Source organism: Streptomyces xingningensis, assembly GCF_054957865.1.
The window spans coordinates 45,891-59,957 of the sequence record NZ_JBDJPF010000043.1; the positions used below are offsets into that span (position 1 = coordinate 45,891).

The following is a 14,067-nucleotide window of genomic DNA, read 5'->3' on the forward strand; positions in this document are numbered from 1 at the left end:
ACTCGACTCAGGGTGGTCTTCCTGCCCGTTCGAGATGAATGCAGGGACGCGCATGAAAGCTTTTCGGGTGACCCGCGAGTTTCCGCTCGCATTGCGACTGCTATTGGTCAATCAGTTTGGGATCGACATCGGGTTCTATATCCTTGTGCCTTTTCTTGCGGCATATCTGGGACAGGAACTCGGAATGTCCGAGGCAATCGTCGGCCTGGTGCTCGGAGTGCGTAACCTCAGCCAGCAGGGACTGTTCCTGCTCGGCGGCTCCGCGGCCGACCGGCTGGGACCACGCACGGTCATCATCGCCGGGTGCGCCCTGCGCACCCTGGGCTTCGCGCTCTTCGCCTTCGGCAACGCCCTGCCGGTGGTCCTGGGCGCGTCCGTGCTCAACGGGCTGGCCGCGGGCCTGTTCTATCCGTCCGCGCGGGCCTATGTTGCCCTGGAGGCGGGCAACCGCAGGGCCGAGGCGTTCGCGCTGCTCAACGTCTATGCCACCATCGGCTCGCTGATCGGACTGGTGCTGGGCAGCGTCCTCTTCCTGACCGACTTCCGCATCTGCGCCGTCGCGGCGGCCGGGCTCTTCGGTCTGTTGACGGTCGGTCAGGCGATGGTGCTCCCCGAACGCCCGGCCGTCACCGGCTGCCGGGGCAGCGTCCTCGGAGACTGGCTGGAGGTCTTCGGCAATCGCCGGTTCCTGCTGTTCTCCTTCGCCACGACCGGCATGTTCACGGTGGAGAACCAGCTCTGCCTGCTGCTCCCCGACGGCGCCCGGCAGGCATCGGGCTGGGACGGTGCGGCCGGAGTGCTGCTGGGGACCGGGGCGGTGGCCAATCTGTTCCAGCTCCCCATCACCCGGGCACTGGAACGGCACGGTGGCGGCCCCCGTTGGGTCGGCGCCGGGCTGGTCGTCATGGGGTTCGGCTTTGTGCCGCCGCTGCTGATCTGCGATGCGGCACCACCGAGGGGCATGGGGGAGGTCGTGCCCCGGATACTGGTCATGATCGTCGGTTCGCTGCTGCTCTACTTCGGGACGATGGTCGCCCACCCGGCGGTGCTGGAGATGATCCCCCGGTTCGGGCGCGAGTCGCTCGCGGGCACCTACTTCGGGTTGTTCTACGTGTTCGCGGGGCTGACGGCGGCCGGCGGCAACGCGGTGGTCGGCTGGTCCATGGACGTCGGGAAGCAGGCAGGCCTGTCCTGGCTGCCCTGGGTGTGCTGCGTGGCCTTCGGACTGTCCTCCGCGATGGCCGTGGCAGTGATGTACCGCACCCGGACCCTGCCGGACCGGCCCGCCGTGCCCGTCGTGGAGGGCACGGTGATCTCGCCGGGCGTGCCGGCCACCACCGCCGAGGCCCAGGGGAATCCGACGGCCGATGCCGTGGGCTCCTGGGACGCGGCCCGGCTGCCCGGGCCCGCCCGGGCCACCGACGACATGGACCAGCCACCCCGCTGAGCGCTGACGCACGCCCGTCTTGCGCGGCCGCGCGGCGCGCCGCAAGGTCGAGGTACCAGCCCGAGGAAGGACACCCATGCCCATCGCGACGGTGAACCCCGCCACCGGCGAAACCCTCAAGACCTTCGACGCTCTGGGCCCCGAGGAGATCGAGCGGCGCCTGGCCACCGCCGAGGCGGCCTTCCGCCACCACCGCACCACGGACTTCGCCGAACGGGCACGGCTGCTGGGCGGGGCGGCGGGCCTGCTGGAGGACGACCGGGACGACATCGCCCGGACCATGACCACGGAGATGGGCAAGCCGCTGGCCGCCGCTCGCGCCGAGGCGGCCAAGTGCGTCAAGGCGATGCGCTGGTACGCCGCCAACGCCGAGCACCTGCTGGCCGACGAGCGCCCGTCCGACGCCGAGGTACGGGACGCCGGGGCCGTCCGCGCCCGGGTCCACTACCGGCCACTGGGTGCGATCCTCGCCGTCATGCCCTGGAACTTCCCGCTCTGGCAGGTCATCCGCTTCGCGGCGCCCGCCCTGATGGCCGGCAACGTGGGCCTGCTCAAGCACGCCTCCAATGTCCCGCAGACCGCGCTCTACCTGGAGGACCTCTTCCGCCGGGCCGGCTATCCCGAGGGCTGCTTCCAGACCCTGCTCATGGGATCCGGCGCCGTCGAGTCCGTCCTGCGCGACCGCAGGGTGGCCGCCGCCACGCTCACCGGCAGCGAGCTGGCCGGGCGTTCCGTCGCCGCCATCGCGGGCGACGAGGTCAAGAAGACGGTCCTGGAACTGGGCGGCAGCGACCCCTTCGTGGTGCTGCCCTCGGCCGACATCGGCCGCGCGGTGCGGGTCGCCGTGACCGCGCGGGTGCAGAACAACGGGCAATCGTGCATCGCGGCCAAGCGGTTCATCGTGCACACCGACGTTCATGACACCTTCACCGAGCGCTTCACGGCCCTGATGGCCGGACTGACCGTCGGCGACCCCATGGCCGACGGCACCGACGTCGGCCCGCTCGCCACCGAGCAGGGCCGGGCCGATCTGGAGGCCCTGGTCGACGACGCCCTGCACCGGGGCGCGACGGCGCTGTGCGGCGGGCGGCGGCCCAGCGCACCCCAGGAGCTGACCAGGGGCTGGTTCTATGAGCCCACGGTCCTCACCGGGGTCACCCCCGAGATGCGCATCCACCACGAGGAGGCGTTCGGCCCCGTCGCCACGGTCTATCGGGCCCGGGACCTCGACGAGGCGGTACGGATCGCGAACGACTCACCGTTCGGGCTGAGTTCCAACGTATGGACCCGGGACGAGGCCGAACAGCGCCGCTTCGTACGGGACATGGAGGCCGGCGGCGTCTTCTTCAACGGCATGACGGCCTCCCACCCGGCCTTCCCCTTCGGTGGCGTCAAGCGCTCGGGATACGGGCGCGAACTGTCCGGGCACGGCATCCGCGAGTTCTGCAACATCACCACGGTCTGGCACGGGGCCGAGCCCGACGGCAGGGCGTGACCCGCACGCCGGGCGCCCGGGCGAACCGGTCAGCGGCCCCAGCGGAGCCCGGGAGTCTGCACCGGCGCGTCCCACAGCCGCAGCATCTCGTCATCGACCTGACACAGCGTCACCGAGGCTCCCGCCATGTCGAGGGAGGTGACATAGTCGCCCACCAGCGTCCTGGCGACCGGCACCCCACGCTCGCGCAGCACCCGGTGCACCTCGGCATTGAAGCCGTACAGCTCCAACAGCGGTGTCGCACCGGCGCCGTTGACCAGCACCAGCACCGGGCCGCTCGGCCGGAGATCCTCCAGCACCGCGTGCACCGCGAAGTCCGCGATCTCACCGGACGTCATCATCGCGCGGCGCTCCCGGCCGGGTTCGCCGTGAATGCCGACCCCCAACTCCAGCTCGCCGGGCGGGAGATCGAAGGTGGGGCTGCCCTTGGCGGGTGTCGTACAGGCCGTCAGGGCGACCCCGAAGCTGCGCGAGGACTCGTTCACCCGCCGGGCGACCGACTCCACGCGCTCCAGCGGGGCACCCTCCTCGGCCGCCGCGCCCGCGATCTTCTGTACAAAGAGGGTGGCACCCGTGCCGCGCCGCCCGGCCGTGAACAGGCTGTCGGTCACCGCGACGTCGTCGTTGACGAGCACGCTGGCGACCTGGATGCCCTCGTCCTCGGCGAGCTCCGCCGCCATATTGAAGTTCAGCACATCGCCCGTGTAGTTCTTCACGATGAGCAGCACACCCCGGCCGCTGTCCACGGACGCCGCCGCCCGCACCATCTGATCCGGCACCGGCGAGGTGAACACCTCCCCGGGGCAGGCCGCGTCCAGCATCCCGGGCCCCACGAATCCGCCGTGCAGCGGCTCGTGCCCCGACCCGCCGCCCGAGACCAGCGCCACCTTCCCCGCGACCGGCGCATCCCGGCGGGTGATGATGCGCCGATCCACATCGACGGTCAGCTCGGGGTGGGCGGCGGCCATTCCGCGCAGCGCATCGGGAACGACGGACTCGGGCACGTTGATCAGCATCTTCATGCGGGGCTCCTCGGGTGATGGGCGGGCAGGCTGCTGACCTGCGTTTGCACAGGTCAGCGGCGATGTGGACGGTAGTTGACCTTGGCGGGTTCCGGCGGTCTGTGGCGACCTCTGGCGGGTCTGATGCCGGCTGAATGCCGATTTCCCTGACTAGCCGTCAGGTCTCCTCTGCTGCGTTGCCGGTCCAGGGAACAGTATCGAGACCGGAGGTGGATGCGGGAGGGCTGACAGGCCCTGTTGTCGGCTGCGCAGGCACCCTGCCCGCATGGGCCGCGAGCCGACGTACCCTGCGGCCGGGTCGGCCCACCACCAGCCGACGGCAGTGTTGAGGGCCGGACCGAGCAGCACCGCGGTGGCCGGCAGGCCGTCGATCAGCGTGACACGGCCCTCGGCCTGGAGCACCGGGTTGTCCAGGGCGGCGCCGGTTCGGGTCTTGCCTGCGGCGAGGGTGAACATCACGACGGCGGTGACCGTGGTCCAGCCGATGCCCAGCGGCGAGTGATGCGGGTGAAAGCCGGCGGCCAGTACCCAGGTGGACTGCACCAGCAGGTAGACGGCGAGCGCCGTGAACCCGATGCCGATCAGCAGCAGGGCGCGTCGTCGGCGGGCTTCGCCGGTGCCGGACAGTTCGCAGCTATCACGCCCCGATTCTCTCTGGCCGTCTCCTGTCGCAGGCAGCGCAGGAACCGCCGTCGCGATGCCGGACTTCACCGGGCTGGTGAGGTCGGTATCACGACGGCGGAACGGTTGCGCGGCTGTGAGCGCCGAAGTATGGGGTCAGGCCTTCTTGACCACGCTGGACTTGAGCTGCATGGAGCCGAATCCGTCGATCTTGCAGTCGATGTCGTGGCCGTCCACGCCATCCACGAGGCGGATGTTGCGGACCTTGGTGCCGGGCTTGATGCCGGTCGGGCTGCCCTTGACCTTCAAGGTCTTGACCACCGTGACCGTGTCACCGTCGGCGAGCACGTTGCCGACCGCATCCCTGATGGTCCCGTCCTCGGTGCCGCCCGTGGCCTCGGCGGACGCGGGCGTCCACTCGTGGGCACATTCGGGGCAGGCCAGGAGCGCACCCGTCTCGTAGGTGTACGTGCTGGAGCATTCGGGGCACGGCGGCAGGTTCTCGGTCACCGGGGCAGTGTGACCCGAGTGCTGCAGGGATGGCAAATTGCGAAAGTTTGCAATTCCCTACATGATGGTTTGGCCGTGCCTGCAGGTAGCCACAGGCACAGCACCAGACGTGGCCTCCAAGAGGAGGCCCAATGAGGCGAGAGGCTGAGGGTTTCGTGCCGGTTCCGCTGTATCAGGCGAAGGCCGAGTTCTTCCGGATGCTCGGGCATCCGGTCCGCATCCGGGTGCTGGAGCTGCTCCAGGACGAGCCCACTCCGGTGCGCGACCTGCTGGCCGCAATGCAGATCGAGCCGTCCGCGCTCTCCCAGCAGCTGGCGGTGCTGCGCCGTTCGGGGATCGTCACGTCCACTCGCACCGGCTCCACGGTCGTCTACGAACTCGCCGGCGGTGACGTGGCCGAGCTGATGCGCGCCGCCCGGCGGATCCTCACGCACATGCTCAACGGGCAGAACGCGCTCCTGGAGGAGCTGCGGGAAGCCGAGGTCGGCGCCAAGTGAGCACCATGGCTCTCCGGGCGTGGTCCCGGGTGCGTTCCCTGCTGCCCGGTCGCGAGGACCTCACGGCGGCGCGCCGTGATCCGAAGCGTGATCTGCTGGCGGGCCTGACCGTGGCGATCGTGGCCCTGCCGCTCGCGCTGGGTTTCGGCGTCTCCTCCGGCCTTGGCGCCGAGGCCGGGCTGGCCACCGCTGTCGTCGCCGGTGCGCTGGCCGCGATATTCGGCGGCTCGAACCTCCAGGTCTCCGGGCCGACCGGTGCGATGACCGTGGTGCTCGTGCCGATCGTCGCCCAGTACGGTCCCGGCGGAGTCCTGACCGTCGGGCTGATCGCCGGTCTGATGCTCATCGCACTCGCGCTCGCCCGTGCCGGGCGGTACATGCAGTACGTTCCGGCCCCCGTGGTGGAGGGCTTCACGCTCGGCATCGCCGGCGTGATCGGTCTCCAGCAGGTGCCGGGCGCCCTGGGGGTGCCCAAGCCGGAGGGCGACAAGGTCCTGGTGGTGACCTGGCGGGCCATTGAGGCGTTCGCCAAGGCGCCGAACTGGACGGCCGTCGCACTTGCGGCAGGAGTAGCCGCGATCATGCTCGTCGGTGCCCGCTGGCGGCCGACGATTCCGTTCTCGATCCTCGCCGTGATCGCCGCGACGGTCGTGGCCCAGGTCTGCCACCTGGACGCGGCCCGACCGATCGGCGACCTGCCCGCCGGACTGCCCGCGCCCTCCCTGGCCTTCCTCGACCCGGGCGCACTCGGCTCGCTGCTCGCTCCGGCGGTCGCGGTGGCGGCCCTGGCTGCGCTGGAGTCGCTGCTGTCCGCGTCGGTGGCGGATGGGATGACAGTGGGGCAGAAGCACGACCCGGACCGGGAGCTGTTCGGCCAGGGCCTGGCCAATATCGCCGCTCCGCTCTTCGGCGGCGTCCCCGCGACCGGTGCGATAGCCCGCACGGCCGTCAACGTCCGTACCGGAGCAGGTTCCCGGCTGGCCTCCCTGACCCATGCCGCGGTGCTCGCGGTCATCGTCTTCGCGGCAGCCCCGCTCGTCTCGCACATCCCGTTGGCCGCGCTTGCCGGCGTGTTGATCGCGACCGCGATCCGGATGGTCGAGGTCGGCAGTCTGCGTGCGATGGCTCGCGCTACCCGCTCCGACGCGCTCGTCCTGGTTCTGACCGCCGCCGCTACCTTGGCCCTGGACCTGGTCTACGCGGTCCTCATCGGCCTGGCTGTCGCGGGCGCGCTCGCGCTTCGGGCCGTGGCCAAGCAGGCCCGCCTGAATCAAGTCCCCATCAACGCGGACCTGCCCGGCGACCACAGTGCTGAAGAGCATGCACTGCTGGCCGAGCACATCGTGGCGTACCGGATCGACGGGCCGCTGTTCTTCGCCGCCGCTCACCGCTTCCTGCTGGAGCTCTCCGAGGTCGCCGACGCGCGGGTGGTCATCCTGCGCATGTCCCGCGTGACCACCATGGACGCCACCGGAGCCCTCGTCCTGAAGGACGCGGTGACCAGGCTGCACCGCCGCGGCATCATCGTGATGATCTCCGGCATACGCCCGTGCCAGCGCCAAGTCCTCGACTCCACCGGTGCACTGGACCTGTTGCGGGCCGAAGGCCGCGAGTACGCCACCACGCCCGAAGCCATCGCCGCCGCCCGAGCCCACTTGCAGTGCGCCGGAGTGCTGCCCGTCCCCGCGCAGAAGAGCGCCGTTCCCGCCGAGGAGTCCGCCCGATGACCGCCTCTCCCGCACCCCGACGCATGGTCGATGTTTCCGGCGAGGAAGCCCTGTACCTGCTCGGCGGCGCCTCCCAGGGCCGGATGCTCTACGAGCAGCGCGACGCGATTGCCGTACGGCCCGCCAGTCACGTCCTGGAGTACGGGCGCCTGATCGTCCGTGCTCCCGCCCCGAGCGCCGCATTCTCGGCCAGGGTCACCTACCACTGCGACTACCTCCACCCCAACACCGGTACCGGCTGGGCCGTGACCGCAACCGGCCCGGCCGAACTCATCACAGCCCCCGACGAGGCCGCCCACTACCGGCGCACCCTGCCCGGCTGGGCCCACGGCCCCCACGACGCACTGCTGCGCATCCACCCCCGCACCGTGCACGGCTACCGCTTCGGCCACCCCACCGACACCGGCCAGAACACCGGTGGTGCGCGGAAGCCGCGGGCCCGGTGAAGCAGCTCGCCAGTCTGCCGCACCGGCACGTGCTGACCTGCCCGCGTGCGCCCTCGTACCGGACGCCGACGGCGGCGGCAAGAACATCTGGATCACTCTGCCCATCTGACGCGTAAATAGCAGCAGTTCAGGGTGGGGGTGGGCAGGGTTGGGTGCCCGGTGGCCGTAGTGGTCGCCGGGTGTCCGGCCCTGGTGGTTCAGGCCGCGTTCTCGATCGGGTTGAGGGCAACGGTGTAGCCGAGCTGGTTGAGCTGGCTGATCGCGATGGTGAGCTGGTCGTGGATCTTGTTGCGGAGCTTGCGCCTGGCGAGGGCCGGGCTTGGGGAACATCGGTACAGCCATTAACGCTAAGCACTTGATCATGGTCGTGAGCTGAGCGTTGTGGCGTCCGGGCGGGGTCGGGGGGCGTCGGCGTTCTGGAGTGCGGCGAAGTCGGTGCGGGCCGCCTCGGTGGCTTCGGGGTACGCCTGGGTCTTCTCGCGTTCGGCGAGGGCCCGGTAGATGCTGGCGACGCTCGGGCTGAGACCTTTGCGTTTTCCGGTGGGGATCATCAGGTCGGGATCTGCTCGACGGACTCGCCGCCCGCGCGGCGCCGCAGCACGGTGTGCAGCATGTTGTCGGTGATGACCGGCGGCCGGTCGCCGTGCTTGCCCTTGCGGGCCGCGATGTGGAGGCTCTCCAGCGTCGATTCGCGGATGTTCTCCCGCTCGGTCTACGCCATCGCGGCGAAGAACGCGAACAGCAGCGGCGCCGCGCCGATGGCGGTCGTAGCGGGGCCCGGCGAGCATCTCCAGGATCAGGCCGTGGGCGGTGAGATGGTCGGCGAGCACCGTGAGTTCGGCGGCGCCGCGGCCTCATCGGAAGCGACCATCGGGAGGGTGGTCAGACTGGGTGGTGATCTGGGACAGCGTTGAGTTCGATGTCGTGTTCGAGTAGGGCCTTCATCGCGCAGAGCGCGGTGGTGAAGCCGCCGACGGTGTCGTTCACCCAGCGGACGGTGTCGTCTCCCGAGCCCTGGAAGCCGGTCTCGGTGGCCTCGACGAAGGTGACCTGTTCCGTGTGCGGGGTGAACTTCAGCTCGACCGTGGTCGGCTGCTCGTAGTTGCCCCACTCGAACCGGATCAGACGTCCCTCCCGCACCTCCTGGACGCGGACGTCGGCCGATGCCCCGTAGGTCTCCCACTCCCAGCGCACCTCGGCCCCCGTGACCATGGGCCCGCTGCTCTTGCTGTACCAGAACCGGGATGTGACGGCCGGATCGGCGAAGGCCTGGAACGCCTCTGCTGCGGGCCTGCGTACCAGCATGCAGGCGTATGCGGCAGGGGCGTGTGTGAGGTGTCGCTTCTCCATAGGCATGATCATGCTCCTCTCTGCGGGGTCACGCCGGTCGGCGTGATCCGTTACGGCTCGTCTGGTCGGCTTGCGCGTCCCGCTCAGCTGCCTCGGCGATGTGCTTGATGTGTGCCAGGCGCCGGTCCCAGTCGGCGGCGAGCGAGGCCATCCATCGCGCCGTCGCATCGAGCGCCGCCGGCCGCACCGCGTAGCGCACCTCGCGCCCGATGCGGCCGCCGGTCACCAGCCCGGCCGTGTCCAGGACGGCGAGGTGTTTGACCACGGCCTGACGCGAGACGGGAAGGTGTTCGGCGAGCGTCGTCGCGGTGGCCTCGCCCTGGGCGGCGAGCAGTTCGAGCAGCCGGCGTCGGGTCGGGTCGGCCAGCGCGACGAGCACAGTGTCGACCGCCTCGGCGGCGCCGCGGGGTTCGTCGCTCACGCGGAGGGCTGCTCGGCGCGCGTCTTGAGCGCGTCGAGTTCCTGGCGCCAGCCGCCGGTGTTGTCCTTGACCGCCCTGCCGCGCAGCTCCTCGGACCCGGCCAGTGCCGCGAAGCCGCTCTCGACCACGCGCAGCCGTGTCCTGCCGTCTTCCGGTGTCAGCATGAACTCCACGAGGGTGCTGTTGTCCTCGCGCAGTTCTTCTCCCGGGAATGCACTGGCCCAGCGGTAGGCCAGGTAGGTCGGCGGTTCGACCTTCTCCACGCGCACCGGGTAGTCGCCGTACTCCGGGTGTTTCGCCACCATCGTCTCGCCTTCCCTGGCCACGGTGCCGGGCAGGCTCGCCTTGTCGGCCACCCAGAACCCGGGCTCGGCCACCAGCGACCAGACCCGCTCCAGGGACGCCTCGATCAGGGTTTCGCGTTCGATCCGGTCCTCGCTCATGAGGGGACTCCTTTCACCGCCGACATTAGGTGCAACTCCAGAGTTGCACCTAATGTCGGCGGGTGCAACCTGAGGGTTGCATCTAGATCGGGCCCTCTGCCCCACTGTCAACCGAGCTTGGGACATCGGTACAGCGGTTGGCGCCGAGAACGATCATGGCCCCTGGGTGGCGGTCTCCGCGTGCGGGTGAGGCTGGGTCTGGAGTCGCTGGCGGAGGTCGGCTTCGTCGGCTGCCAGCGGGTCGTCAGGGCGTCGGATACGGACCCGGCGGGGGCGAGGGATGTCGTCGACGTCCTGGAGGTCGGCGAAGTCGGCGTGCGCCTGAGCGACGGCCTCGGGGTACGCCTCGGTCTTCTCGTGCTCGGCGAGCGCGCGGTAGATGCTCGCGACGCTGGGGGCCTGGCCCTTGCGCTTGCCGGTGGGGATGATCAGGTCGGGTTGGATCTGCTCGACCGATTCGCCGTTCGCCCGGCGCCGGAGCACGGTGTGCAGCATGTCGTCGGTGATGACGGGCGGTCGTCCGCCGTGCTTGCCCTTGCGGGCCGCAGCGTCGAGTCCTTCGAGGGTCGACTCCCGGATGTTCTCCCGCTCGGTCTCCGCCATCGCGGCGAAGAACGCGAACAGGAGGCGGCCCGGCCCGCTCGGGTCGTACATCCCGGGCAGCGGCCCGGCGAGCATCTCCAGGACCAGGCCGTGGGCGGTGAGGTGGTCGGCAAGCGCGGTGAGTTCGGCGGCGTCGCGGCCGAGGCGCTTCATCTCGTAGACGGTGAAGATGACGCGGCAGTGCGGGGCGTGGGCCTTGATCTGGCGGGCCAGCGCGAGCGCGGCCTCGAACTGCGGGCGTACGCGTACGCGGGTGCTGATCTTCTCGGAGAACACCTTGTCGCGCTCGATGCCGTGCTTGGCCAGCGCGTCGAGCTGCGACTGGAGTTCCTGGGTGACCGTCGAGCACCGTGCGTACCCGATGCGGATGTCAGCGGTCGGGGTGTCCGGCGCGAGAGCGAGCGGGACCGGGGTGCCGGGGCGCCACGGCTGGCCGGGCCCGCGGTCGGCGGGGGTCGGCACCCGCAGGAGCTTGGCGAGCCGGGGCACCTTGGTGAACCGGCCGGTGTGGTAGGTGCCGGCGACCGCGCCGGAGCGCGAGCGGCACGGCGAGCCGGGCTCGGCCCGGCAGCGCGGGCAGGGGTGGCACTCGACGTCGTCCGCGTCGCTCGGGGAAGCCTCTTGGGGGACCGTCATGGCACCGAATGCTGTCACAAACGATTCTCAGAAGTACCCCGAACTCATCTTTGAGTGAGAACGAGTTTTGCGAACCGAACCGCCGGTTCGCGATCGCCGGAGCGCCGTCTTTGATCTTGCTCGGACAAAGGACCGTTTGTGAGAAATTTGGGTTGCGATTCTCGCCCGCCTAAGTGTTACTTTGATCTGCTTTGCTCCGACTGGAAGGAAAGCAGATGGACGTCCCCTCCCTGCACAGCCAGTTCCTCAGCGACGTACTGCCCCGGATCCAAAAGGATGCGCGTGTGGCCGGTGTGGCGATCACCGGGTCGTTCGTGGGTGGCCGCCCCGATGTCTACTCGGATGTGGACCTGATCCTGGCCATCGATGACGAGGCGTACGAGGCGGTCATGCGGGAGCGGCTCGCACTGATCGGTTCCTGGGCTTCCCTGGTAGCCGGGTTCACCGGGGAGCATGTCGGCGAGCCGCGTGTGATCATCACGCTCGTCGGGCCGCCTCTCCTGCACGTGGACTTCAAGTTCGTGCGGGCTTCCGATTTTGCCGAGCGGATCGAGGACCCGGAGATCCTGTGGGACCGCGACGGCCAGCTGACGGGTGCCCTCGCCCAGCAGCCGCCGGCCAATCCGGCGTTCGACCTCCAATGGATCGAGGACCGGTTCTGGGTCTGGGTGCACTACGGCGCGACGAAGCTCGGCCGCGGGGAGCTGTTCGAGACCATCGGCTTCCTCGCCTACCTGCGTGACAGCGTGCTCGGCCCACTGGCCGCCCGACGGGTGGGTGCGCCTTCCCGCGGTGTGCGCCACTTGGAGTCCATCGCGCCCGACGAGGCACGCGACCTTCAGGCGACGCTGTGCGGCTACGACCGCCACGAGGCCGGACAGGCGCTCCTCGCCACTGTAGATCTCTACCGCCGATGGTCCGATGCTGACGCAGCGGTCGTTGAACGGCACCGCAATGCCGAGAAGCTCGCCGTGCAGTACCTCCACGACGTCATCGATCACGGCCGCTGACCTGGCAGCGGGCACCACCTCCACCAGAGCACGACCGACGTGCAGTGGCTCGCAACTTCGTTCCTCCTGACCGGAACGGAGGCGGTTCACGCAGGCTGAGCTGCCCGGCGGTTCAGTCCCCGGCGCCGTCTTCGTCGTCGAGCTCGGGAGCGTCGGGGTTGCGCAGCGGGCGCAGGCCCTGGGTCGGGGTGGAGGGGGTGAAGCTGTAGCGGCCCAGGACGTTGAGGTTCTTGAACTTCAGCGGGGACAGGCGGGCGACGTCCTCGACGGAAGAAAGTAGAGAGAGCGGGAATGAACCAGTACGGCCATCCGGACGGGGCGGGGCCACAGGCGCTGCTGATTACCGGCACCGTCGGCGTCGGCAAGACATTGGCCGCCGACCTGTTCGGCGACTTTCTCTCCGATGCCGGTGTGCCGCACGCGGTGATGGATCTGGACCGCTTGTGCCAGTCATGGCCCGCCCCCGAGGGCGATCCGTTCAACTTCGCCCTCCTGCTGCGCAACCTGCGCGCTCTGACCGCCAACTACCTCGACGCCGGAATTGAGCGGTTCGTCCTGGCCGGGGTGGCGGAGACCGCGGTCGAGCGCGACCGCTACCGGGCCGCCCTCGGCATGCCGCTGACAGTGTGCCGCCTGACGGCGGACCTTCCTGTCGTGCACGATCGGCTCAAGCGCCGCCATGAGACCGACAGCGACCCCGAGTCCCTGCCCTGGCACCTGGAACGCGCCGGCCGGCTCCACGAGATCCTCGACCGGGCCGACATCGCAGACCTCACCGTCGACACCACCCGCTTGTCGCCCCCGGACGTCGCCTCCGTCATCGGCGCGAGTGTTCGTTGGGGCTAGATGATCAAGTCCGATGTCGGGGCACCCGCACAGGGTGACGAGGTCGGTTGGGTGGTCCGGGAAGGCAGTGTTTCCCCAGGTCGGTGCCCCTCGCTCACACGGACACCCCCAGCGGGCGCCCTTCGTCCCCCTGCCCAACGAGCCGGGCCCGCGAACGGCCGCCCGCATCCCCCGATCCGACCTCTGCCCGCCTCACTCCTCGGCGCCGTCGTCGTCATCGTCGAGCTCGGCGGCGTCCGGGTCGCGCAGGGGGCGCAGGCCCTGGCGCGGGGTGGAGGGGGTGAAGCTGTAGCGGCCCAGGACGTTGAGGTTCTTGAACTTCAGCGGGGACAGGCGGGCGACGTCCTCATCGCTGATCTCGTGGCCCTCGGCGCGCAGCTGGGCGACCGCGGCGTCGATGTATTTCGTCGTCCACAGCACCACGGCGTTCAGTACCAGGCCCAGCGAGCCCAGCTGGTCTTCCATACCGTCCCGGTATGCCTGGTGGATGGTGCCGCGTTTGCCGTGGCAGATGTCCCGGGCGAGGGTGTGGCGGGATTCCTGGACGGACAGCTGCTTGCCCATCTGCCGCCGGTAGGTGTCATCGACCGGGTCGACGACCTGGAGCAGGTGCAGGGTCTTGGCGATGCGCCCGTACTCGGCGAACGCCTGCCCCAGCGGAGTGGGCCGGCCCTCGCGGCCGAACATCCGCAGCAGGTCATAGGCGCGCACCTGGTTGGTGACCAGGGAGCCCGCGACGCGCAGCATGTCCTCCCAGTGGGTGGTCACCTTCTTCAGGTTCACCTTGTTGTTGCGCGCGAGGGCCTCCAGCGGTCCGTAGCCGCCAGTGGCGATCCCGTCCATCTCCGCCCGCCAGAACCGCTGGTCGTCCAGGTCCTTGAACCGCGGGGAGAAGTTGTAGCCCAGGATCTTGAACAGGCTGAACACCATGTCCGAGTTTATGTGGACAAGTCAAGGCGGCTCTCCTCCAGTGTGTCGGTGGGGTCTTCGAGG

The 14,067-nt window shown here is 69.7% G+C and carries 17 protein-coding genes and 1 pseudogene; 8 read left to right on the forward strand and 10 right to left on the reverse strand.

What is annotated here, in order from left to right:
* The first annotated feature begins 52 nt into the window (after nt 1–52).
* Together ABCR83_RS21795 and ABCR83_RS21800 are read left to right on the forward strand one after the other, a co-directional pair.
* Nucleotides 53–1,447, forward strand: a complete 1,395-nt coding sequence (locus ABCR83_RS21795) for an MFS transporter (RefSeq protein WP_462696792.1) — start codon at nt 53–55, stop codon at nt 1,445–1,447.
* Between the two features lie 76 nt (nt 1,448–1,523).
* Entirely contained in the window at nt 1,524–2,942 is a 1,419-nt protein-coding gene (locus tag ABCR83_RS21800) for an NADP-dependent succinic semialdehyde dehydrogenase (RefSeq protein WP_462696793.1), read from the forward strand.
* Between the two features lie 29 nt (nt 2,943–2,971).
* Here ABCR83_RS21800 and dhaK read toward each other — a convergent pair whose 3' ends face one another.
* From dhaK to ABCR83_RS21815, 3 genes are all read right to left on the reverse strand, one after another.
* On the reverse strand, nt 2,972–3,964 hold the full coding sequence (gene dhaK / locus ABCR83_RS21805) for a dihydroxyacetone kinase subunit DhaK (RefSeq protein WP_462696794.1): 993 nt from the start codon (nt 3,962–3,964) through the stop codon (nt 2,972–2,974).
* 150 nt (nt 3,965–4,114) lie between these two features.
* Entirely contained in the window at nt 4,115–4,675 is a 561-nt protein-coding gene (locus ABCR83_RS21810; RefSeq protein ID WP_462696795.1) for a cation efflux transmembrane domain-containing protein, read from the reverse strand.
* Between the two features lie 66 nt (nt 4,676–4,741).
* Nucleotides 4,742–5,095: a zinc ribbon domain-containing protein YjdM gene (locus ABCR83_RS21815; RefSeq protein ID WP_462696796.1), complete on the reverse strand. Its 354-nt coding sequence runs from the start codon at nt 5,093–5,095 to the stop codon at nt 4,742–4,744.
* A 155-nt stretch (nt 5,096–5,250) separates the two neighbouring features.
* On the opposite strand from ABCR83_RS21815, the gene ABCR83_RS21820 reads away from it, so the two are divergent.
* From ABCR83_RS21820 to ABCR83_RS21830, 3 genes are read left to right on the forward strand one after another with little or no spacing between them, the layout of a single operon-like run.
* Nucleotides 5,251–5,592, forward strand: a complete 342-nt coding sequence (locus tag ABCR83_RS21820; protein ID WP_462696812.1) for an ArsR/SmtB family transcription factor — start codon at nt 5,251–5,253, stop codon at nt 5,590–5,592.
* Between the two features lie 5 nt (nt 5,593–5,597).
* Entirely contained in the window at nt 5,598–7,319 is a 1,722-nt protein-coding gene (locus ABCR83_RS21825; protein ID WP_462696813.1) for a SulP family inorganic anion transporter, read from the forward strand.
* Nucleotides 7,316–7,765: a pyridoxamine 5'-phosphate oxidase family protein gene (locus tag ABCR83_RS21830; RefSeq protein WP_462696797.1), complete on the forward strand. Its 450-nt coding sequence runs from the start codon at nt 7,316–7,318 to the stop codon at nt 7,763–7,765. The genes ABCR83_RS21825 and ABCR83_RS21830 overlap by 4 nt, the downstream gene beginning before the upstream one ends.
* Before the next feature lie 359 nt (nt 7,766–8,124).
* Here the strand turns inward: ABCR83_RS21830 and ABCR83_RS21835 are convergent, their stop codons facing one another.
* Nucleotides 8,125–8,316, reverse strand: a complete 192-nt coding sequence (locus ABCR83_RS21835; RefSeq protein ID WP_462696798.1) for a hypothetical protein — start codon at nt 8,314–8,316, stop codon at nt 8,125–8,127.
* A 60-nt stretch (nt 8,317–8,376) separates the two neighbouring features.
* Here ABCR83_RS21835 and ABCR83_RS21840 point away from each other — a divergent pair, with 60 nt between their 5' ends.
* Nucleotides 8,377–8,679 carry a hypothetical protein gene (locus tag ABCR83_RS21840; protein WP_462696799.1) on the forward strand — a complete coding sequence of 101 codons (303 nt, stop codon included), beginning with the start codon at nt 8,377–8,379 and terminating at the stop codon, nt 8,677–8,679.
* On the opposite strand, the gene ABCR83_RS21845 is transcribed toward ABCR83_RS21840, so the two are convergent.
* The 4 genes from ABCR83_RS21845 to ABCR83_RS21860 form a co-directional block, all read right to left on the reverse strand.
* Nucleotides 8,648–9,121: an SRPBCC family protein gene (locus ABCR83_RS21845; RefSeq protein ID WP_462696801.1), complete on the reverse strand. Its 474-nt coding sequence runs from the start codon at nt 9,119–9,121 to the stop codon at nt 8,648–8,650. The two genes, ABCR83_RS21840 and ABCR83_RS21845, sit on opposite strands and share 32 nt — an antisense overlap.
* Before the next feature lie 22 nt (nt 9,122–9,143).
* Entirely contained in the window at nt 9,144–9,536 is a 393-nt protein-coding gene (locus ABCR83_RS21850; protein ID WP_462696802.1) for an ArsR/SmtB family transcription factor, read from the reverse strand.
* Nucleotides 9,533–9,979: an SRPBCC domain-containing protein gene (locus ABCR83_RS21855; protein ID WP_462696803.1), complete on the reverse strand. Its 447-nt coding sequence runs from the start codon at nt 9,977–9,979 to the stop codon at nt 9,533–9,535. Before ABCR83_RS21855 ends, ABCR83_RS21850 begins: the two co-directional genes overlap by 4 nt.
* Before the next feature lie 153 nt (nt 9,980–10,132).
* Nucleotides 10,133–11,218, reverse strand: a complete 1,086-nt coding sequence (locus ABCR83_RS21860; RefSeq protein WP_462696804.1) for a recombinase family protein — start codon at nt 11,216–11,218, stop codon at nt 10,133–10,135.
* Between the two features lie 215 nt (nt 11,219–11,433).
* Between ABCR83_RS21860 and ABCR83_RS21865 the strand changes: the two genes are divergently transcribed.
* A complete protein-coding gene (locus tag ABCR83_RS21865; protein WP_462696805.1) occupies nt 11,434–12,228 on the forward strand; it encodes a nucleotidyltransferase domain-containing protein in 795 nt (264 codons plus the stop codon).
* Between the two features lie 112 nt (nt 12,229–12,340).
* Here ABCR83_RS21865 and ABCR83_RS21870 read toward each other — a convergent pair whose 3' ends face one another.
* Nucleotides 12,341–12,556 (reverse strand): hypothetical protein, encoded by a 216-nt coding sequence (locus ABCR83_RS21870; RefSeq protein WP_462696815.1) that lies wholly within the window; start codon nt 12,554–12,556, stop codon nt 12,341–12,343.
* On the opposite strand from ABCR83_RS21870, the gene ABCR83_RS21875 reads away from it, so the two are divergent.
* Nucleotides 12,520–13,074, forward strand: coding sequence for a hypothetical protein (locus ABCR83_RS21875; RefSeq protein ID WP_462696806.1), 555 nt, complete (start codon nt 12,520–12,522; stop codon nt 13,072–13,074). The genes ABCR83_RS21870 and ABCR83_RS21875 overlap by 37 nt on opposite strands.
* Nucleotides 13,075–13,266: 192 nt before the next feature.
* Here ABCR83_RS21875 and ABCR83_RS21880 read toward each other — a convergent pair.
* Nucleotides 13,267–14,010 (reverse strand): annotated as a pseudogene (locus ABCR83_RS21880) (Tn3 family transposase); the annotation flags it as partial.
* Between the last annotated feature and the right edge of the window lie 57 nt (nt 14,011–14,067).

Excerpts from the sequence above, each read along its gene's own strand:
- ABCR83_RS21835 (WP_462696798.1), bottom strand. The coding sequence starts at position 8,316 with ATGATCCCCACCGGAAAACGCAAAGGTCTCAGCCCGAGCGTCGCCAGC.
- ABCR83_RS21800 (WP_462696793.1), top strand. The coding sequence starts at position 1,524 with ATGCCCATCGCGACGGTGAACCCCGCCACCGGCGAAACCCTCAAGACC.
- ABCR83_RS21860 (WP_462696804.1), bottom strand. The coding sequence starts at position 11,218 with ATGACGGTCCCCCAAGAGGCTTCCCCGAGCGACGCGGACGACGTCGAG.
- ABCR83_RS21795 (WP_462696792.1), top strand. The coding sequence starts at position 53 with ATGAAAGCTTTTCGGGTGACCCGCGAGTTTCCGCTCGCATTGCGACTG.
- dhaK (WP_462696794.1), bottom strand. The coding sequence starts at position 3,964 with ATGAAGATGCTGATCAACGTGCCCGAGTCCGTCGTTCCCGATGCGCTG.
- ABCR83_RS21845 (WP_462696801.1), bottom strand. The coding sequence starts at position 9,121 with ATGCCTATGGAGAAGCGACACCTCACACACGCCCCTGCCGCATACGCC.
- ABCR83_RS21830 (WP_462696797.1), top strand. The coding sequence starts at position 7,316 with ATGACCGCCTCTCCCGCACCCCGACGCATGGTCGATGTTTCCGGCGAG.
- ABCR83_RS21865 (WP_462696805.1), top strand. The coding sequence starts at position 11,434 with ATGGACGTCCCCTCCCTGCACAGCCAGTTCCTCAGCGACGTACTGCCC.
- ABCR83_RS21825 (WP_462696813.1), top strand. The coding sequence starts at position 5,598 with ATGGCTCTCCGGGCGTGGTCCCGGGTGCGTTCCCTGCTGCCCGGTCGC.
- ABCR83_RS21875 (WP_462696806.1), top strand. The coding sequence starts at position 12,520 with ATGAACCAGTACGGCCATCCGGACGGGGCGGGGCCACAGGCGCTGCTG.
- ABCR83_RS21855 (WP_462696803.1), bottom strand. The coding sequence starts at position 9,979 with ATGAGCGAGGACCGGATCGAACGCGAAACCCTGATCGAGGCGTCCCTG.
- ABCR83_RS21840 (WP_462696799.1), top strand. The coding sequence starts at position 8,377 with ATGTTGTCGGTGATGACCGGCGGCCGGTCGCCGTGCTTGCCCTTGCGG.